This window comes from Rhodoferax sp. (genome assembly GCF_012927445.1).
Lineage (GTDB): Bacteria > Pseudomonadota > Gammaproteobacteria > Burkholderiales > Burkholderiaceae_C > Rhodoferax.
Genome location: NZ_JABBPD010000007.1, coordinates 164,169 through 182,542, shown reverse-complemented (window position 1 = coordinate 182,542; position 18,374 = coordinate 164,169). Strand labels below are relative to the sequence as shown.

General features: G+C 60.3%; 15 protein-coding genes and 1 pseudogene. 10 read left to right on the top strand and 6 right to left on the bottom strand.

Translation table 11 applies throughout. From position 1 onward, the window contains the following. Positions 1 to 70: 70 nt before the first annotated feature. On the bottom strand, positions 71 to 838 hold the full coding sequence (locus tag HHJ17_RS12555) for a type III pantothenate kinase (protein WP_296505991.1): 768 nt from the start codon (positions 836 to 838) through the stop codon (positions 71 to 73). 99 nt (positions 839 to 937) lie between these two features. Here HHJ17_RS12555 and HHJ17_RS12550 point away from each other — a divergent pair, with 99 nt between their 5' ends. Next, the gene (locus HHJ17_RS12550; RefSeq protein ID WP_296505990.1) at positions 938 to 2,368 is read left to right on the top strand and encodes an amidase; all 1,431 of its coding nucleotides are present in this window, start codon (positions 938 to 940) and stop codon (positions 2,366 to 2,368) included. Positions 2,369 to 2,412: 44 nt separating this feature from the next. Here the strand turns inward: HHJ17_RS12550 and HHJ17_RS18795 are convergent, their stop codons facing one another. Both HHJ17_RS18795 and HHJ17_RS18790 read right to left on the bottom strand, forming a co-directional pair. Next, positions 2,413 to 2,850, bottom strand: a complete 438-nt coding sequence (locus HHJ17_RS18795; protein ID WP_366557551.1) for a rhodanese-like domain-containing protein — start codon at positions 2,848 to 2,850, stop codon at positions 2,413 to 2,415. Positions 2,851 to 3,024: 174 nt separating this feature from the next. Next, positions 3,025 to 3,525 (bottom strand): annotated as a pseudogene (locus HHJ17_RS18790) (MBL fold metallo-hydrolase); the annotation flags it as partial. Between the two features lie 251 nt (positions 3,526 to 3,776). Between HHJ17_RS18790 and HHJ17_RS12540 the strand changes: the two are divergent. The 7 genes from HHJ17_RS12540 to HHJ17_RS12510 all read left to right on the top strand — a co-directional run bounded on the left by HHJ17_RS12540 (position 3,777) and on the right by HHJ17_RS12510 (position 14,375). Then, positions 3,777 to 4,979 (top strand): ABC transporter substrate-binding protein, encoded by a 1,203-nt coding sequence (locus HHJ17_RS12540; protein ID WP_296505989.1) that lies wholly within the window; start codon positions 3,777 to 3,779, stop codon positions 4,977 to 4,979. 128 nt (positions 4,980 to 5,107) lie between these two features. After that, complete coding sequence (locus tag HHJ17_RS12535; RefSeq protein WP_296497227.1) at positions 5,108 to 5,998, top strand: branched-chain amino acid ABC transporter permease; 891 nt, start codon at positions 5,108 to 5,110, stop codon at positions 5,996 to 5,998. A 14-nt stretch (positions 5,999 to 6,012) separates the two neighbouring features. Beyond that, a complete protein-coding gene (locus tag HHJ17_RS12530; RefSeq protein ID WP_296497229.1) occupies positions 6,013 to 7,956 on the top strand; it encodes a branched-chain amino acid ABC transporter ATP-binding protein/permease in 1,944 nt (647 codons plus the stop codon). An 18-nt stretch (positions 7,957 to 7,974) separates the two neighbouring features. Next, a complete protein-coding gene (locus HHJ17_RS12525) occupies positions 7,975 to 8,691 on the top strand; it encodes an ABC transporter ATP-binding protein (protein WP_296497232.1) in 717 nt (238 codons plus the stop codon). A gap of 164 nt (positions 8,692 to 8,855) precedes the next feature. Continuing rightward, positions 8,856 to 12,185 carry a fused isobutyryl-CoA mutase/GTPase IcmF gene (gene icmF / locus HHJ17_RS12520; RefSeq protein WP_296505988.1) on the top strand — a complete coding sequence of 1,110 codons (3,330 nt, stop codon included), beginning with the start codon at positions 8,856 to 8,858 and terminating at the stop codon, positions 12,183 to 12,185. A 199-nt stretch (positions 12,186 to 12,384) separates the two neighbouring features. Next, positions 12,385 to 12,702 (top strand): DUF485 domain-containing protein, encoded by a 318-nt coding sequence (locus HHJ17_RS12515; protein WP_296497237.1) that lies wholly within the window; start codon positions 12,385 to 12,387, stop codon positions 12,700 to 12,702. Beyond that, positions 12,702 to 14,375, top strand: a complete 1,674-nt coding sequence (locus HHJ17_RS12510) for a cation acetate symporter (protein ID WP_296505986.1) — start codon at positions 12,702 to 12,704, stop codon at positions 14,373 to 14,375. The genes HHJ17_RS12515 and HHJ17_RS12510 overlap by 1 nt, the downstream gene beginning before the upstream one ends. Positions 14,376 to 14,458: 83 nt before the next feature. Here the strand turns inward: HHJ17_RS12510 and HHJ17_RS12505 are convergent, their stop codons facing one another. Beyond that, on the bottom strand, positions 14,459 to 14,626 hold the full coding sequence (locus tag HHJ17_RS12505; RefSeq protein WP_296497244.1) for a hypothetical protein: 168 nt from the start codon (positions 14,624 to 14,626) through the stop codon (positions 14,459 to 14,461). A gap of 192 nt (positions 14,627 to 14,818) precedes the next feature. On the opposite strand from HHJ17_RS12505, the gene HHJ17_RS12500 reads away from it, so the two are divergent. Next, a complete protein-coding gene (locus HHJ17_RS12500) occupies positions 14,819 to 15,280 on the top strand; it encodes a cache domain-containing protein (protein ID WP_296505985.1) in 462 nt (153 codons plus the stop codon). An 80-nt stretch (positions 15,281 to 15,360) separates the two neighbouring features. Then, positions 15,361 to 16,920 carry a methyl-accepting chemotaxis protein gene (locus tag HHJ17_RS12495; RefSeq protein WP_296505984.1) on the top strand — a complete coding sequence of 520 codons (1,560 nt, stop codon included), beginning with the start codon at positions 15,361 to 15,363 and terminating at the stop codon, positions 16,918 to 16,920. A 21-nt stretch (positions 16,921 to 16,941) separates the two neighbouring features. Here HHJ17_RS12495 and HHJ17_RS12490 read toward each other — a convergent pair whose 3' ends face one another. Together HHJ17_RS12490 and HHJ17_RS12485 are read right to left on the bottom strand one after the other, a co-directional pair. Beyond that, the gene (locus HHJ17_RS12490) at positions 16,942 to 17,907 is read right to left on the bottom strand and encodes a hypothetical protein (protein WP_296505982.1); all 966 of its coding nucleotides are present in this window, start codon (positions 17,905 to 17,907) and stop codon (positions 16,942 to 16,944) included. Positions 17,908 to 17,940: 33 nt separating this feature from the next. After that, entirely contained in the window at positions 17,941 to 18,267 is a 327-nt protein-coding gene (locus tag HHJ17_RS12485; protein ID WP_296497256.1) for a DUF6172 family protein, read from the bottom strand. Positions 18,268 to 18,374 lie beyond the last annotated feature (107 nt).

Here is an 18,374-nt window from a genome sequence, read left to right as displayed (position 1 = left end):
GCTTGCGCCTGATTGAATTGCTATTGTATTAATAGCTACTTGCGCATTCTGAACGGGGGCTGCAGCCTATTCAGCCATTAAAACGGCGCGCTTCCATCTCCAGCAGGCCGTCAAAAATCAGGTTATCGACCAGTTCGAACTGGACCGACATGCTGGGCGCCATCTTCCAGCCGGCGCCGCCGGTCATGACGCATTTGGGCTCGGCCCCGCAGTGGCTCCGCACATGTTGCACCATGCGTTCCACCGCGCCGGCAATGGCATAGGTGCCGCCGCTGGTGAGGGCGTCGCTGGTGTTGGTCGGGAATTCGCAGACGTCACCGGTCGGCACATGCAGCCCGGCGGTGCCGGACTCCAGGGCGCGCAGCATGATGCCGTGGCCGGGCAGAATCAGGCCGCCCAGGAATTTGCCGCCGGCATCGATCGCTTCCACCGTGACGGCGGTGCCGACCATGACGACCACCATCGGTCGCGCCGGGCCCTGCGCCAGCGAGCGGTGCCAGGCGCCGATCATCGCCACCCAACGGTCAGCGCCGAGGCGCGACGGCACGTCGTAGCCGTTGGTCAGGCCGGCTTCGGCCGCCCGGGGCACCACCCAGCGTGGCTCCACTTCCCAAATTTCCATCTGCTCCTGGACCCGGCGTTTGAGGGCGTCGCCGGCCACGATGCAGCCCAGCATGCGGTCGGGCGGGGGCAGGGCGGCCCAGGCACCGTCGGCCAGCTTGTCAATGTTCTCCAGAAACTCGGCCCCTTGCGCCAGCAGGGGCGCTTGGCGGTGGGGGGTTTGGTACAGCGCCCACTTCAGGCGGGTGTTGCCAACGTCGATTGCCAGGAAGGTCATGGGCGTGATTATCCTCAAACCGGCGATGGGCCTGCGTGGCCCGCGTTTTCAGGCCCTGTCCACGACTCTAAACTCGGCAGTTCAACCGAGCGCCCACTAATGTCCATCGTCGAACTCTCCGCCCACGCCCTGTCGCGCGCCATTCATGGCGGCCAGGTTTCTTGCCGCGAGGTGATGCAGGCCTATTTGCACCGGATCGAGGCGGTCAACCCGCGGCACCAGGCGATCGTCAGCTTGCAGAGCGGCGATGTGTTGCTGCGCCAGGCCGACGAGCGGGATGCGCAACTGGCGCGCGGTGCGTCGATGGGCTGGATGCATGGCATGCCGCAGGCCATCAAGGACCTGGCCAACGCGACGGGGATTCCCACCACGCTGGGTTCGCCGCTGATGCGCCACTTTGTGCCCCAGGAGGATGGCTTGATGGTGCAGCGCATGAAAGCGGCCGGCTGCATCGTGGTCGGCAAGACCAATACGCCCGAATTCGGCCTGGGCTCGCATACCTTCAACGACGTGTTTGGCACCACCCGCAATGCCTATGACGCCACGCGCTCGGCGGGCGGCAGCAGTGGCGGCGCGGCGGTGGCACTGGCCCTGCGCCTGTTGCCGGTGGCGGATGGCTCGGATTTCATGGGCAGCCTGCGCAACCCGGCGGGCTGGAACAACGTCTTTGGCATGCGCCCGAGCCAGGGCCGGGTCCCGATGTGGCCGGTGCAGGATGCCTGGGTCAACCAGCTGGGCACCGAAGGACCGATGGGACGCACCGTGCAAGATGTGGCCCAGCTGCTCGCGGTGCAGGCCGGCTTTGATCCGCGCGCTCCTCTTTCAATAGCTGACGGCGAAGATTTCACGGGGGCTTTGGCCGGTTTTGACTGTAAAAATAGCCGGATTGGCTGGCTCGGTGATCTGTCGGGCTATCTCGCCATGGAGCCCGGCATTCTGGACGTGTGTGAGCAGGGGCTGCGGCGGCTGGAGTCCCTCGGTTGTGCGGTGGCCCCGCTGGCGCTGGGCACGCCAGCCGAGCCGATCTGGCAGACCTGGCTGGTCTGGCGCAAAGCCCTGGTGGCGGCGCGCATTGCCCCGTTTTTGTTGAACCCGAAGAACCGCGCGCAGATCAAGCCCGAGGCGCTGTGGGAGTATGAGCAGGCGCGCAACCTGACCGGCACCGAATTCCTGCGCGCCAGCGTGCAACGCACGTCGTTTTACCAGCACATGCTCTCGCTGTTCGAGACGCATGACTTTTTGGCGCTGCCGGTGGCGCAGGTCTGGCCGTTTGCGGCCGAGCAGCGCTGGCCCCGCCACATCAACGGCGTCGAGATGGACACCTACCACCGCTGGATGGAGGTGGTGATTTACGCCACCTTGGCCGGCTTGCCGTGCATCAGTGTGCCGGTGGGCTTTGATGCCCGCGGCCTGCCGATGGGCCTGCAACTGATCGGCCGGCCGCATGGCGATTGGGCGCTGCTGCAACTGGCCTACGCCTACGAACAAGCCGCGCAAGACGTGCTGACGCGCCAGCCACCGGCCGTTTGAACGGCAGCACGGCCTGGCCGTGCAACGACTGTCGGATGGACGTCTCAGCCCTGGCGCCAGGGCAGGCCGTGAAAGCGCCAGCCGCCTTTGCGGCCGCGCTGCGCCTGTTCATCCGGGTCGCCTTCAAAGCCTTCGAGAATGTTGTAGGCCTCCAGCCCCAGTTCGGTGGCGCGTTTGGCGGCGGCAATGGAACGCACGCCGCTGCGGCACAGCAACACCACTTTTTTGCCGGCCGGCACCGCGGCCTTGAGGCCTTCGTCAAAAGTGGCATTCATCGCCATGCCCGGCCACTGCTTCCAGGCCAGCGGCACGGCGCCCGGCACAAAACCAACCCAGGCCCGTTCGGCGTCGCTGCGCACGTCCACCAGCACGGCATCGCCCGCCTGCCACCATTGGCAGGCCAGTTGCGGCGACACATCGCCGGCGTAACCCGGCGCCGGACGCGCATTCAGCCGCGCTTCACCGCCGGCGTCATGGCGCAGGCCGGAGCTGAGGTTGGCGGGCACCGCTTCGTCCAGCCGCTTCGGTTTCGGCAGATTCAGCGCCGCCATGGTGGCCGTGAACTCGGCCAGCGTCTTGCCCGCCACCCGGGCGTTGCCGGCCTTCTCGGCGCCGATGGTGGAGTGGCTGCGGCCCTGGTAGTCATGCCCCGGCCAGACCGTGGTGGCCGCCGGCAAGGCAAACAGCACCTGGGTCAGGCTGTGGAACAAAGCCTCGGCACTGCCGGACTGAAAATCGGTGCGGCCACAGCCGTTGATCAGCAGCGTGTCACCGGTGAAGACATGCTCGCGCCACAGATAGCTCATGCTGCCCGCGGTGTGGCCGGGCGTGTGCAGCGCCTTGAGCTGCTCGTCGCCAAAAGAAAGGATGTCGCCGTCTTTGAGCTGCATCGCTGCGGTGCGGATGCCACAGCCCTCGGGCGCTGCGGTTTTGGCCCCCGCGAGTTCGGCCAGCTGGCCGGCACTGGTGATGTGGTCGGCGTGGGCGTGGGTTTCCACCGTCCAGCGCAGCTTGAGGCCATATTGGCGCAGCGTCGCCAGATCACGCTCCAGCTGCACGTCCACCGGGTCAATGATGAGGGCCTCGCGGCTGATCTCGTCAAACAAGACGTAGGTGTAGGTGCTGGAAGCCGGGTCAAAAAGTTGGATAGGTTTCATGGTGCGCACAAAGGGAAAAAGGAGAGGCGGTAGGGTCGAAACAGTCACAACACTCTAAAGGATTCGGTCCAGGAGTGGTTTGCCGGCAGCGGCTGGCCTGGCATTGATTGAAAAAAATTAAAAGTTCTTGTGATTTAAAAGCCGTTTTCGTCGTGGTTTTCACCTAGGAGTTCGCGACGTGATCTCCGGATAATAAGTAAGTCGACGGTCGTTAACCGTTCCTTTCACAACACCACTAGTTGGAGACTTGCATGAAATTTGTTCGTAACCTCGCTTTCAGTTCCGTCGCCCTGGCCATCGCTTCCATGAGCTTTGCGGCTGACAACATCAAAATCGGTTTGCAAGGTCCGCTGACGGGCGGCTCCAGCCCGATGGGGGTGTCGATGCGTGACGGTGCCAAGCTGGCCGTGACCGAGATCAATGCCAAGGGTGGCTTGCTGGGCCGCAAGATCGAAATGATCGAACGTGACGACGAAGCCAAAAACGAGCGCGGCGTGCAGATTGCACAAGAGTTGATCAACAAGGAAAAAGTCGTGGCCACCGTCGGCTACATCAATTCCGGCGTGTCACTGGCCTCGCAGCGCTTTTACCAGGAAGCCAAAATCCCGGTGATGAACAACGTGGCCACCGCGACCACCATCACCAAGCAGTTCGCCGACCAGCCCGAGAACTATGTGTTCCGTAATTCGGCCAATGACACCATCCAGTCCACCATGATTGTGGAAGAGCTCATTGGACGCAAGAAACTCACCAAGGTAGCGATCCTGGCGGACTCCACCAACTACGGTCAGCTCGGTCGTGCCGACCTCGAAAAAGCGCTCAAGGAAAAAGGCATTACCGCCGTTGCCATTGAGAAATACAACATCAAGGACGTCGACATGACGCCCCAGTTGCTGAAGGCCAAAGAAGCCGGCGCTGAAGTGGTCATCACCTACGGCATTGGCCCGGAACTGGCTCAAATCGCCAACGGCATGATCAAGCTGGGCTGGAAAGTGCCCATGATGGGCTCCTGGACCCTGTCCATGGGCAACTTCATTGACAACGCTGGCAAAAATGCCGACGGTGCCCTGATGCCACAAACCTTCATCCAGGAACCCAATACACCGAAGCGCAAGAGCTTCATTGAAGCCTACCAAAAGGCCTACAAGGTGGTCCGCATTCCGTCCCCCGTCTCGGCCGCTCAAGGCTACGACTCGATTTATTTGCTGGCCGCCGCCATCAAGCAAGCCGGCACCACCGAAGGCCCCAAAGTGCTCGCCGCACTGGAAGACCTGAAGGCGCCAGTTGAAGGCGTTGTGACCACCTACAACCATCCGTTCACCAAAGCCGACCACGAGGCGATCACCCTCAACATGGTGGTCATCGGCAAGGTGCAGGACGGCAAGGTGATTTACGCCTATGACGAAGACAAGAAAAAGGGTGGCGAAATTCGCACCAAAGCGGCTAAGAAGTAAGCGCTGAACCAGCGTTTACTGTTCGCGCAGCCTTGATGCGCTCTTAAGAAAAAGCCGGTACTCCCCGGCTTTTTTGGCATTTTGCGGTCTCTTGCGCAGGGTTCTCCAGTTTTTATTTGAGGTTCGGTATGGAAATTTTTTTACAACTCATCTACAGCGGTATCGCGCTGGGCATGATTTACGGCGTGATTGCGTTTGGCTACCAGCTGACCTTCGCGACCTCAGGCACCCTGAATTTTGGTCAGGGCGAGTCACTGATGCTGGGGGCCTTGGTTGGCCTGTCATTGGCGGGCACGATTCATGGCGGCCCCTACCTCAATTACTGGGTGATGATTCCGGTGGTTGTGGTCTTTGGCGCAGCCCAAGGCGCGCTGGTGGAGTGGATTGCAATCCGTCCCGCCATCAAGATCAAGAGCGAGTTTGGCTGGATCATGTCCACCATCGCCCTGGCCATCATCTTCAAGAACGTCGCGGAAAACATCTGGGGCAAGGACGACCTGAAGTTTCCGTCGCCGCTGCCTGAAGTGCCGATCAAACTGTTTGGCGCCAATGTGCTGCCAATGGAAATCGTGGTGGTGGTGGGCGCCCTGGCCATGATGGCCATCGTTGAGATCTTCAACCGTAAATCGATTTACGGCAAAGCGGTGGTCGCCACCTCGAATGACCGGGATGCCGCCTCGCTCATGGGCATCAACACCGGCGCAGTGATTACCTTCTCCTTTGCCCTGTCGTCGGTGACGGCGGCGGTGGCCGGTGTGCTGGTCGCGCCGCTGACGCTGACCGGCGCCACCATGGGCTCGGTGCTCGGGCTCAAGGCGTTTGCCGTGGCCATCATCGGCGGCCTGACTTCGGGCGTTGGCGTGATTGTGGGCGGCCTGATTCTGGGCATCGCGGAAACCACCACCGGCTACTACATCTCCACCGGCTACAAGGATGTACCGGGACTGGTGTTGTTGCTGCTGGTATTGGCGATCAAGCCTGCCGGGCTGTTTGGCAAGATGGCCATCAAAAAGGTTTGACGGATACAGGAACCATGAAAATTCAAAGCAAATTCTTTTTTCTCGCCGTGCTGGGCATCGCGGCTCTCGGGTTGTTCCCGGTGCTGGTGCCCAACCCCTACTACATCCACCTGGTCGAGACCATCCTGATCTACGCCATTCTGCTGTTTGGCTTGGACATTGTGGTCGGTTACACCGGCCAGGTGTCCCTGGGTCATGCGGGTCTGTTCGGCGTCGGCTCCTATGCCGCCGGGGCCTTGTTCTTCAAGCTGGGCGTGCCCTTTTTGCTGGCGGTCCCGGCCGCCATTGGCATTACCGCCGTGTTCGGCGCGGTGCTGGCGCTGCCGGCCTTGCGCGTGACCGGGCCCTATCTGGCCATGGTGACGCTGGCGTTTGGCACCATCATCCAGATTCTCATCAACGAGATGACGTTTTTGACCGAAGGCCCGATTGGCCTCAAGGTTACCAAGCCGGTTTTCTTCGGCCACAAGCTGAACGAGGTGGAGTACTACTACCTGGTCGCCGTCTTGATGTTGCTGTCGCTGGTCTTGGTGCACCGTCTGCTGAAATCGCATCTGGGCCGCGCTTTTGAAGCCTTGCGCGACAGTCCGGTCGCGTGCGACTGCATGGGCGTTTCGGTCTACATGTACAAGGTTTACGCGTTTGTCATCAGTGCCGGTCTGGCTGGCCTGTCCGGTGCGTTGTATACCTATTCCGAAGAGTACATTTCGCCCAATACCTACAACTTCGAGTTGACCATCATGTTCCTGCTGGCGGTCATCATGGGCGGGCGCAAAACCCGTTCCGGGGCCCTGATCGGTGCCGTGATCGTGGTGATGTTGCCCAGCCTGCTGTCCGATATTGAACTCTTCCGCAAGATTGCCACGGTGCTGGCGGTCGCGGTGGTCGGCATGGCGGCTTACAACTTTGCTAAAAAAGTAAAAACGGTGCGCGAGTTGGCGGTGCCGGTGGTGGCCACGGTGGCGATGGCGGCATTTTCTTTTCAACTGGAAAACATCACCGACTGGCGTCTGACCATTTTTGGTTTGATGACCCTGTTTGTGGTTTATTACCTGCAAGATGGCGTGGTGGGGTTTGTGCGTGATCTGTTCGCGCGCTTTATCAAGCCCACTTCTCACGCCAGCAGCAGCTCCGGCATCCCGGTGCGCGCCTGGACCACGCCCCATTCGGAGACTCTTTCCGGCGCGGGTCCGCTGCTTGAAGCGCAGCAGGTCTTGATGCAGTTCGGGGGCCTTAAAGCCCTGAACCAGGTGGATTTGCGCATCATGCCCGGCACGGTGCACGGCCTGATCGGCCCCAACGGCTCCGGCAAGAGCACCATGATGAACGTGCTCACCGGCATCTACCAGCCCACCGCCGGGCAAGTGGTGTTCAACGGGCAGCCGGTTACGGGCCACACGCCCGCCAGCATTGCGTTGTCCGGTATTGCCCGCACCTTTCAGAATGTCCAGCTGTTTGGCGAGATGAGCGCCACCGACAACGTGCTGGTGGGCCTGCACCACACGTTCCGCAGCAACACGCTGGATGTGATGCTGCGCACCCCGCGCTACCGGCGCGAAGATGCGGCAGCGCGCGAGCAGGCTGCCAGCCTGCTAGCGTTCGTCGGCTTGACGTCCTTGAGCGAAGAGCAGGCGCGCAATCTGCCGTATGGCAAACAGCGCATGCTGGAGATTGCACGCGCCCTGGGCCTGAATCCCCGCCTGCTGCTGCTGGATGAACCGGCCGCCGGCCTGCCACCGGCCGACTTGCCGGAACTGATGAAGATGATTCAGAAAATCCGCGACCATGGCATCACGGTGATCCTGATCGAACACCACATGGACGTGGTGATGGGAATTTCAGACACGGTGTCGGTGCTGGATTTCGGCCAAAAAATTGCAGAGGGCAAACCGGCCGACGTGCAAAGCAACCCCGCCGTGATCGAAGCCTATCTGGGCAGCGGCGCAGACGCGCATTGATAGCGAAGAAGATTCAACATGCTCACCATTGAAAATTTACAAGCCGGCTACGGCAAGGTCGAAGTCCTGCACGGTGTTTCGATCCAAGTGCCCAAAGGCAAAGTGGTCACGCTGATCGGCTCCAACGGCGCCGGTAAAACCACCACCATGCGGGCCATCTCGGGCATGATCAAGCCGGTGTCCGGCAAGATCACGCTGGCGGGGAAGGACATTACCGGTCTGGACTCGCACCAGATCGCCAAACTCGGCCTGGCCCACTCACCCGAAGGCCGCCGCGTGTTCCCGACCTTGAGCGTGCTCGACAACATCCGCCTCGGTGCCTTTGTGCGCTACACCAACGCGCGCCCCAAAGGCGATGTCGAGTCGGATCTGCAAAAAGCACTGGAGATGTTCCCGCGCCTGAAAGAGCGCACCCACCAGCTGGCCGGCACGCTGTCGGGCGGCGAGCAGCAAATGCTGGCCATGGCGCGCGCCATCATGCTGAACCCGGAAGTGGTTCTGCTGGACGAACCGTCCATGGGACTGGCGCCGATTCTGGTGGAAGAAGTGTTCAACATCATCTCGCGCCTGAAAGCACAAGGCGTCACCATGTTGCTGGTCGAGCAGTTCGCCGCGGCAGCGCTCAAGGTGGCGGATTACGGCTATGTGCTGGAAAACGGCCGGGTTTCGGTCCATGGCCCGGCAGACAAACTGAAAGACGATCCGGCAGTCAAGGCGGCCTATCTGGGCGGCTGATGAGGGACGGATTGATCAGGGTTTACCACTAGACAGGGCGCGCAAGCGCCCTTTTTCATGGCTAATTCGCTAAGATTGACGTTTACGTAAACGTCAAGTCAGCGAATGCGATTCTGATCGCTGATTCTGTTGCCTCATTTCCCCGTTACCCCCGGAGCTCCACCATGACCGATCTGTCTGCTGATTTCAAGGCCCTTGCCAATTACCGACCCGTGAACAAGGTGCGTTTTGTCACGGCCGCCAGCCTGTTTGACGGCCACGACGCCGCCATCAACATCATGCGCCGCATCCTGCAAGGCATGGGCGCCGAGGTGATTCACCTGGGCCACAACCGCAGCGTGGAAGAAGTGGTGACGGCGGCCCTGCAGGAAGATGCGCAGGGCATCGCCATCAGCTCGTACCAGGGCGGTCACGTCGAGTATTTCAAATACATGGTCGATTTGCTGAAAGAGCGCGGCGGCGCCCACATTCAGGTGTTCGGCGGCGGCGGCGGCGTCATCGTGCCACCGGAAATCCGCGAATTGCAGGCTTATGGGGTGTCCCGCATTTTCAGTCCGGAAGACGGCCAGCGCATGGGGCTGGCCGGCATGATTGGCGAGATGGTGATGCTGTGCGACAAAGATCTGTCCAGCTACACGCCCACCGACATCAGCGCGATCCAGGGCCACACCGAAATGAGCTGGCGCGCGCTGGCGCAACTGATCACGGCACTAGAAAATGAAAAAGCCTCGGGTGAGGGCAAAGGCGCACTTTCAGAGCAATTAACGGCGCTAACCCACGATATACGTGCGTTAGCTGCTACTAAAAAGATACCGGTACTGGGCATCACCGGCACTGGCGGTGCCGGCAAGTCGTCCTTGACCGATGAGCTGATTCGCCGCTTGCGGCTGGACCAGGACGACAGTTTGCGCGTGGCCGTGATCAGTATTGACCCGTCGCGCCGCAAGAGTGGCGGGGCGCTGCTGGGCGACCGCATCCGCATGAATGCCATCAACCCCTGGAGCCAAGGGCCGCGCGTGTTCATGCGCAGCCTGGCGACACGCGACTTCGGGAGCGAGATCAGTGCCGCGCTGCCCGACGTGATTGCTGCCTGCAAGGTGGCGGGCTTCGACCTGATCGTGGTCGAGACTTCCGGCATTGGCCAGGGCGATGCCGCCATCGTGCCGCATGTGGATGTACCGCTGTACGTGATGACGCCCGAGTTTGGCGCCGCCAGTCAGCTGGAAAAAATCGACATGCTCGACTTTGCTGAGTTTGTCGCCATCAACAAATTTGACCGCAAAGGCGCACTGGATGCTCTGCGCGACGTCGCCAAACAGGTGCAGCGCAACAAAGAGGCCTGGACCACGCCGGCCGAACAAATGCCGGTGTACGGCACCATGGCGGCGCGTTTCAACGATGACGGCGTCACCGCTCTGTACCAGGCCCTGAAGGCCCGGCTGGCGGAGCTGGGCATGGCGCTGGCCCCGGTGTCGCACCTGCCAACGGTTTCGGTGCGCCACAGCACCAATCAGACGCCGGTGGTGCCAGCGGCACGCACCCGCTATCTGGCCGAAATCAGCGATACCGTGCGCGGCTACAAAAAGCGCGCCCACAGTCAAGCCAAACTGGCGCGTGAAATCCAGCAACTGCAGGAAGCTGGCCGCATGCTGCAGCTGGACGACGCCAACAAGGTCAATGCCTACCAGGCGGTGATGGATCTGGCCGGGCAACGCGAAGCGCACCTGGGCGCGGCGGAAAAGAAGCTGCTGGCACAGTGGCCGCTCATGCAGGCTGCCTATGCCGGTGATGAATACGTCATCAAAATTCGCGATAAAGAGATTCGCACGGCACTCACCAGCAAGTCACTCAGTGGCACCACCATCCGCAAAGTGGCGTTGCCCACCTACGAGGACCATGGCGAAATCCTGAAGTGGCTGGCCCTGGACAATGTGCCCGGCAGCTACCCGTACACCGCCGGCACCTTTGCCTTCAAGCGCGAAGGCGAAGACCCCACCCGCATGTTTGCCGGCGAAGGTGATGCCTTCCGTACCAACACGCGTTTCAAGCTGCTGAGTTCGGGCATGGCGGCCAAGCGCCTGTCCACCGCCTTTGACTCGGTCACCCTGTATGGCAATGACCCGGCCCCACGTCCCGATATCTACGGCAAGGTCGGCAACTCGGGCGTCTCGATTGCCACGCTGGACGACATGAAGGTGCTGTACGGTGGCTTTGATTTGTGCAGCCCGACCACCTCAGTGTCCATGACGATCAACGGCCCGGCGCCCAGCATTCTGGCCATGTTCATGAACACGGCGATCGACCAGAACATCGACAAGTTCAAAGCCGACAATGGCCGCGAACCGACCGACACCGAGCTGGAAAAAATCAAGGAGTGGGTGCAGGAAAACGTGCGCGGCACGGTGCAGGCCGACATCCTGAAGGAAGACCAGGGCCAGAACACCTGCATCTTCTCCACCGAATTCAGCCTGAAGGTGATGGGCGACATCGCCGAGTACTTCGTGCACAACCGGGTGCGCAACTTCTACTCAGTGTCCATCAGCGGTTATCACATCGCCGAAGCCGGCGCCAACCCGATCAGTCAGTTAGCGTTCACTCTCAGCAACGGCTTTACCTTTGTGGAAGCCTATCTGGCGCGCGGCATGCACATTGACGACTTTGCGCCGAACCTGAGCTTCTTCTTCTCCAACGGCATGGACCCCGAATACACCGTGATGGGCCGCGTGGCGCGCCGCATCTGGGCGGTGGCCATGAAAGAGAAGTACGGCGCCAACGAGCGCAGCCAGAAGCTCAAATACCACATCCAGACCAGTGGCCGCAGCCTGCACGCGCAGGAAATCCAGTTCAACGACATCCGCACCACACTGCAGGCGCTGATTGCGATCTACGACAACTGCAACAGCCTGCACACCAATGCCTTCGACGAAGCCATCACGACGCCGACCGAAGACTCGGTGCGCCGCGCCATGGCGATCCAGCTCATCATCAACCGCGAATGGGGTCTGGCCAAGAACGAGAACCCGTCGCAAGGCGCCTTCATCATCGAAGAGCTGACCGAGTTGCTGGAAGAAGCGGTGTTGCTGGAGTTTGAACGCATCGCCGAGCGCGGTGGCGTGCTCGGTGCCATGGAAACCGGCTACCAGCGCGGCAAGATTCAGGACGAGAGCATGCACTACGAGATGCTCAAGCACACCGGCGAGCTGCCCATCATTGGCGTCAACACCTTCCGCAACCCGCATGGCGATGCGGTGCATGACACGTTGGAGTTGGCCCGCTCCACCGACGAAGAAAAACAGAATCAGCTCAAGCGGCTGGAGGCTTTCCAGGCCTTGCATGCCGACGAATCGCCGGCCATGCTGAAACGCCTGCGACAAGCGGTAATTGAAAACAAGAACGTGTTTGAGGTGCTGATGGACGCCGTGCGCGTCTGCTCATTGGGCCAGATCACCAACGCCTTGTTTGAAGTCGGTGGTCAGTACCGACGCAACATGTAAGTACAAGTGTAAGTATTTGCAGTTAGGCTCCGGCCTTGGGGGATGCTGAATCGTCTTCAAGGCCCGCTTGCCGGGGTTTTCTTTGTTGATGGTCGCCGCGCCATGTTGCCGGCTGCTGCCTGCGCAATTGTTTTTTGCCGGCGACCCATCACGCCAATCAAATCGATCAATTTACTGTTTTTTAAATGGGGGATGAAGCATGAGCTCTGAAATGTATGCGCGGATTCGAGAGAATCCGAAATTCAAGGAACTGGTGAGCAAGCGCGAACGCTTGGCCTGGACCTTAACCGGCATCGTGCTGGTGTTGTTCTTCGGTCTCTTTCTGACCGTGGCCTTTAATCCGGCCGTGCTGGCGATCAAGCTGGGGGACAGCTATGTCACCACCGGTCTGCTGATTGGCTTGATCCAATTCATCTTCTTCTGGATTCTCACTGCGGTTTATGTCCGTCGCGCCAATTCAGAGTTTGACGCACTGACGGCAGACCTGCTTCGCGAATCCTCGAAGGGAAAAAAATAATGCAAAAGACGCTTGTCAAACTGGCCTCTGGCTTCGTTGCCTTTGGGATCACCGGCGCCGCGCTGGCTGGTCCGGTCATGGAAACGACCCAGAAACAGCCGCTCAACATCCCAGCCATTGTGATGTTCGCCATTTTTGTGGGCATGACGCTGGCCATTACTTACTGGGCGGCCAGCCGCACTAAAACGGCCTCCGATTTCTACACGGCCGGTGGTGGTATCACCGGCTTTCAGAATGGTTTGGCGATGGCTGGCGACTACATGTCGGCGGCGACCTTGCTCGGACTGACGGCCATGGTTTACACCAACGGCTACGACGCCTACCTGTTCATGATTGCCTTCTTTGTCGGCTGGCCCATCATCCTGTTTTTGATGGCGGAACGCCTCAGAAACCTGGGTAAATTCACCTTTGCCGACATCACCTCCTATCGACTGGACCAAGGCAAGGTCCGGACGATGGCGGCCATTGGCTCTTTGACCGTGGTTTGTTTTTACCTGATCGTTCAGATGGTGGGCGCCGGTCAGCTGATTAAGTTGTTGTTTGGCCTGGACTATCACATTGCCGTGATTGTGGTCGGGGTTTTGATGGTCGTGTACGTGACCTTCGGCGGCATGGTGGCAACCACCTGGGTGCAAATCATCAAGGCCTGCCTGCTGCTGTTTGGCGGCACGGTCATCACGGTGCTGGCCTTTTCCCAGTTTGGCTTCAGCTTTAACACCCTGGCCGCGAAAACAATCGAACTGCACAAATTGAAAGACATGCTGTTTGCCCCGGGCAAGCTGCTGCAGGACCCGATCAATGCCATTTCTCTGGCCATGGGACTGATGTTTGGTCTGGCCGGTCTGCCGCACATCCTGATGCGTTTCTTTACCGTCAACAATGCCAAAGAAGCGCGTAAATCAGTGCTGTACGCGGCTGGTTTTGTCGGCTTCTTCTTCAATGTCATTTTGTTGATGGGCCTGTGTGCCATTGTGATTGTCGGCACCAATCCTGAGTTCTTCGAAGGCGGCACGGTCGGTGGAAAAATCATTGGTGGCGGCAACATGGTGGCAATGCACCTGGCCAAAGCGGTGGGCGGGAACCTGCTGCTCGGCTTCCTGGCGGCGGTGGCGTTTGCCACGATTCTGGCGGTGGTGTCCGGTCTTGCGCTGGCGGGCGCCTCGGCCATCTCGCATGACCTGTATGCCCGTGTGATCAAAAAAGGCAACGTGTCGGAAGCGCAGGAAATTAAAGTTTCAAAAATGGCGTCGTTCGGCATTGGCTTGATCGCTGTCGTGCTGGGCATTGCCTTCGAGAAGCAAAATGTCGCCTTCATGGCGGCGTTGGCCTTCGGTATCGCGGCGGCCGGCAACTTCCCGGTGCTGTTCCTGTCCATGTACTGGAAAGACCTGACCACACGCGGCGCCTTGGCGGCGGGTTACGGTGGCCTGATCGCTGCCGTGGTGCTGGTGGTGCTGTCGAAATCCGTGTGGGTGACCGTGTTTGGCTATGCCACCCCGATCTTCCCCTACGATCAGCCTGCACTGTTTGCCATGCCGCTGGCGTTCTTGTTGGGTTATGTTTTCTCCATCACGGACAAAAGCACTCGTGCAGCCAAAGAACGTGAAGCTTTTGCCGATCAGTGGGTTCGCGCCCAGACCGGCTTCGGTGCCGATGGGGCCGTCAGCCACTAATCGCTGACTGCAGACGTAAAAAAGCCCCGCATTGCGGGGCTTTTTTTGGTGTGTCCGCGCCGGGCGAAATCACCAAACCTGACTTAGCCGCCTTTTTTGGCGCGCTTGCCGGGGTTTTTCTTGTTGTTGGTCGCTGCACCACGCTCGAGGCTGCGCAGTTGACCTTTGCCAGCGGTGAAGCACACGCCCTTTGGTGGAACAGGACGGGGGGTCGCGACGCGGTCGCTTTCGGTACGGATGACGTTGGCCATGAAATAACTCCAGTGAATTGTAGAAACCCGTAATTATCCCGCACTTGGCTTATACGGTACTTCGCCCCCCCGTCATTTCGGGATAAGCGCATAGGAGGGGGCTCGTTTTCCCCTATGGAATTCTTCCTTTTCTGCGAAGTTGCACTGCTACGATATCCATTGGAATCTGTATTATTGTTTTAGGACCCCATCATGAAATTTTTTCGTACTCTGATGACGCTGCTTTTTGCGGGTGTTATATCTGTTTCGGCCATGGCACAAGACCACGGCACCAAGGAAGAAGCCAAGTCGCTGGCCAATGCGGCTTTGGCCCATATCAAAAAAGTGGGCAATGATCAAGCGTTCAAGGACTTCACCACCGACAAGGCCAACTGGAGCAAGAAGGATCTTTATGTCTTTGCCATGGACGCCAAAGGGCTCACCTTGGCTCACGGGGCCAATGAAAAGCTGGTTGGCAAAAACATGATGGAACTGAAGGATCAGAACGGCAAGATGTTCGTGCGCGAAATCACTGATCTGGCCGCCGCCAAGGGAGAAGGCTGGGTTGACTATGACTGGGCCCATCCCGTCACCAAGAAAATTGAAGGGAAGTCCACTTACGTCAAGCGCATCCCCGGTTTTGACGGCAGCGTGTCGGTCGGAACCTACCGCTAGGGTCCTCCAAGCTTTACCTGCGGTTGACTCACGGCGCTTCAAGGCGCCGTGTTGTTGATTGCCTCACGAAAGAATATGTTTTGAAACCAATCTTCGACCGTCTCCCCTTGATGGCCAAAGTAGCACTCGCGCCTGCGCTGGTGTTGTTGTGCCTGCTGATCGTCGCCTTGTATGGCCTGTCCATGTCACGCGAGACGTCCCGAACCCTGGACTTCCTGACACAGCAGAGTCTGGTGCATGTGGCCCTGGTCGCCGAGGCACAAGAGAGTGCGGTCGGCACCAATGCCATGGTCATGAAAAGTGTGGCCTACGCCGGGGCCGGCCTGAAGCCTGCCGTGATCAAGGCGCTGGACGAGAAAATTGGCGGTGAACTCAAACTGACCCAGCAGCGCATCAACCGGCTGCGTGAGGTCTTGTCGGGCGACGTCGAAGCCGCGTCACGACTGGCGCGCCTCGACGTTGCCTTCAAAAAATATACGGCGGCAGCCCTCGATACGCTCGACATGAAGGACGCCGACCTCGGCACAGCCGCCGTCATGATGAGCTCGGCCGAAACGGCCTATGGTGAGACCCGTGGCCTGCTGGGCGAACTGTTCCATCATGAAGTGCAACTGGCCGAACGCCGAGGTGAGCAAGCCACAGCCAGCCTGCGAGCCGGCAACGCCGCCTCGGTAACGCTGGCGGCCATTGCACTGGCGATTGGCCTGCTGGTGACCTGGTTTATAGCGCGGCAGATTGTGCGGCCGCTGCAGGCGGCGGTCGGCATCGCCCGTGACGTGGCGGATGGGAATTTGAGTTTGCGCGAGGTGCAGGCAGGGCGGGACGAGACCGGGCAGGTGCTTCGCGCACTGGGCGAGGTGTCGCAACGACTGAACGCCATGATTGCCAATATCCGCAGCGGCGCGGATCAAATTGATACCGCTGCCAGTGAAATTTCGATTGGCAACAATGACCTGGCCACCCGCACGGAGCAAACCGCGTCGGCGTTGCAGGCAACTTCATCCTCCGTGGCCGATCTGGCCAATACGATTCAACTGAATGCGGAAACGGCCACGCGTGCCAACCAGCTGGCGTTGGAAGCCTCGCGTGTGGCGCAACAGGGCGGCAGTGATGTGGCCGAAGTGGTGACGACCATGGACGCCATCAGCGTGCAGGCCAAGCGCATCAGTGAAATCATTGGCACGATTGATGGCATTGCCTTCCAGACCAATATCCTGGCGCTGAATGCCGCTGTAGAAGCGGCGCGGGCCGGTGAGCAGGGCCGTGGCTTTGCCGTGGTGGCCAGCGAGGTGCGCAGCCTCGCGCAGCGCAGCGGCGAAGCGGCCAAGGAAATTCGCGGTCTGATCGGCGCCTCCGTGGAGCAAGTCGCATCGGGCACGAGCAAGGTTCATGCGGCGGGCGAGACGATGCGCCGCATCGTGGCCTCGATCGAACAGGTCAGCACCATGGTGGCCGAGATTTCCCGCGCGACGGCCGAGCAGGCCGATGCCATCCACGGCGTGAACGAGGCCGTCTCCGACATGGACAAAAACACCCAGCAAAACGCAGCGCTGGTGGAGCAGAGCGCCGCTGCGGCCGAGTCGTTGCGAGTGCAGGCGGCAGGTCTGGTGCAGACGATTTCAGTGTTCCACGTCGCCTGAGCCGATCACTCGGCGGGCGTTTCAGCTGTGGGCAAACAGCGAGCGGTGCAGCTGCTTTTGAAGAATCAGCCGCATCGTCTTGAAGCCCAGAAAGCCGATTGAAACGGAGGCGAAGCCCAGCGCGATGCCCCCCACCAGCGGCGGCCAGCCGCCGCGATGGACGACTTCAATGACGGCCCCGGCGAGTGCCGCCAGCGGGAAGGAAAACGACCAGAAGCCGATGGAAAACTGCACCCCCCACCACCATTTGTAGCGGGCCATCACGGCCACAATCGGTCCGGCGGCGATGCCCAGGCCAACGATCAGGACATCCCCCGGCAACAGCGGCCAAATGGTCCCGGCGGCCAGGGTGGCCACCGAGGCCGGCGCGAGCTCCAGACCAATCGAGGGCCGCAAGCCTTCCGGCATGTCGCCTTCAAACAACCGGTTGAGGACCCGAACCTCCAGCAAGGCCCAGCTGACCAGTCCCATGCCAAACAGCAAAGCGGCCCAGCCCGGGTAACCCAGTGCGCTGAATGCCATACCCCCCACAAGACCCCCGCCCACCGGGGGCACGTACAGCGCGGGTGTGACGGCGCCCACCGGCAACGAGGGGGTGGTGAGCATCGCCACAATGCGCACGGCAATGACGCCCTGCAGCGTCAAGGCCAGCAGGGTAAACAGCAGCCAGCCAACATGACCCGGCACCCCAAAGTAGATCGTGCACAGCAGTAAGGACAGCGGCACCAGCGCCATGATGGAGCCGACCAGCGGATGGTTGAATTCCGCCACCAGGGTGTGGGGATGACGCAGGCACTTCGCGCCATAGAGGAGCAACAACACCGCCAGTAAGCCAACCCCGGTCCAGGCGAACGCGGAAGCCACCGGCAGGGCCAGGGCCCAGCCAAATCCGGCGGCACGGCGCCAGGCACCCGCCAGCGCCAGCAAACCGACGGGCATGGCAAACAGGCCCACCGGAAAGCGGTTCAGCCACGGGAAAATTCTCATTGCCTGGCGCAGCCTGCTGCTGGCGGCCGTGATTTAGGACGGTTCCTGTTCCGGTTCAGCATCCCCGGCACCGGCGGGCTTGGCGGTGCGGTAGCCATTCTTGGCCAGAATTTCGAGATAAAACGCATCGCCGCCTTCTTTGACGACGGCGTCAATCAGGCTGGTGATGGCTGAGAAATGCACGACAGCGGCATTTGCTTCGGTGGTGCCGAACTTGCAGTCAAAATCCCAGAAATCGACGCCTTCTGGCAACGGCACGCGCCGTTCCCGTTTGACGTATTTGCGGATTTCGTGCTTGGTCGCTTCCAGCACGCGGTCGCGATTTTTGCCTTCGATGTTTAATTGAAATGTTTTTTTCACGATTGCCTTTTGAGAATTTGCGGGACAGCGCTGAAGGGCTGCCCCCTGCTGATTAGTCTGATATCGCCCCAAACGGGCGTGATTTGCAAGCGCTCGATTATGCGACG

Bases quoted from the DNA above. Each gene is read 5' to 3' on its own strand.
- HHJ17_RS12555 (WP_296505991.1), bottom strand. From the start codon at position 838: ATGACCTTCCTGGCAATCGACGTTGGCAACACCCGCCTGAAGTGGGCG.
- HHJ17_RS12550 (WP_296505990.1), top strand. From the start codon at position 938: ATGTCCATCGTCGAACTCTCCGCCCACGCCCTGTCGCGCGCCATTCAT.
- HHJ17_RS12540 (WP_296505989.1), top strand. From the start codon at position 3,777: ATGAAATTTGTTCGTAACCTCGCTTTCAGTTCCGTCGCCCTGGCCATC.
- HHJ17_RS12535 (WP_296497227.1), top strand. From the start codon at position 5,108: ATGGAAATTTTTTTACAACTCATCTACAGCGGTATCGCGCTGGGCATG.
- HHJ17_RS12530 (WP_296497229.1), top strand. From the start codon at position 6,013: ATGAAAATTCAAAGCAAATTCTTTTTTCTCGCCGTGCTGGGCATCGCG.
- HHJ17_RS12525 (WP_296497232.1), top strand. From the start codon at position 7,975: ATGCTCACCATTGAAAATTTACAAGCCGGCTACGGCAAGGTCGAAGTC.
- icmF (WP_296505988.1), top strand. From the start codon at position 8,856: ATGACCGATCTGTCTGCTGATTTCAAGGCCCTTGCCAATTACCGACCC.
- HHJ17_RS12515 (WP_296497237.1), top strand. From the start codon at position 12,385: ATGAGCTCTGAAATGTATGCGCGGATTCGAGAGAATCCGAAATTCAAG.
- HHJ17_RS12510 (WP_296505986.1), top strand. From the start codon at position 12,702: ATGCAAAAGACGCTTGTCAAACTGGCCTCTGGCTTCGTTGCCTTTGGG.
- HHJ17_RS12505 (WP_296497244.1), bottom strand. From the start codon at position 14,626: ATGGCCAACGTCATCCGTACCGAAAGCGACCGCGTCGCGACCCCCCGT.
- HHJ17_RS12500 (WP_296505985.1), top strand. From the start codon at position 14,819: ATGAAATTTTTTCGTACTCTGATGACGCTGCTTTTTGCGGGTGTTATA.
- HHJ17_RS12490 (WP_296505982.1), bottom strand. From the start codon at position 17,907: ATGAGAATTTTCCCGTGGCTGAACCGCTTTCCGGTGGGCCTGTTTGCC.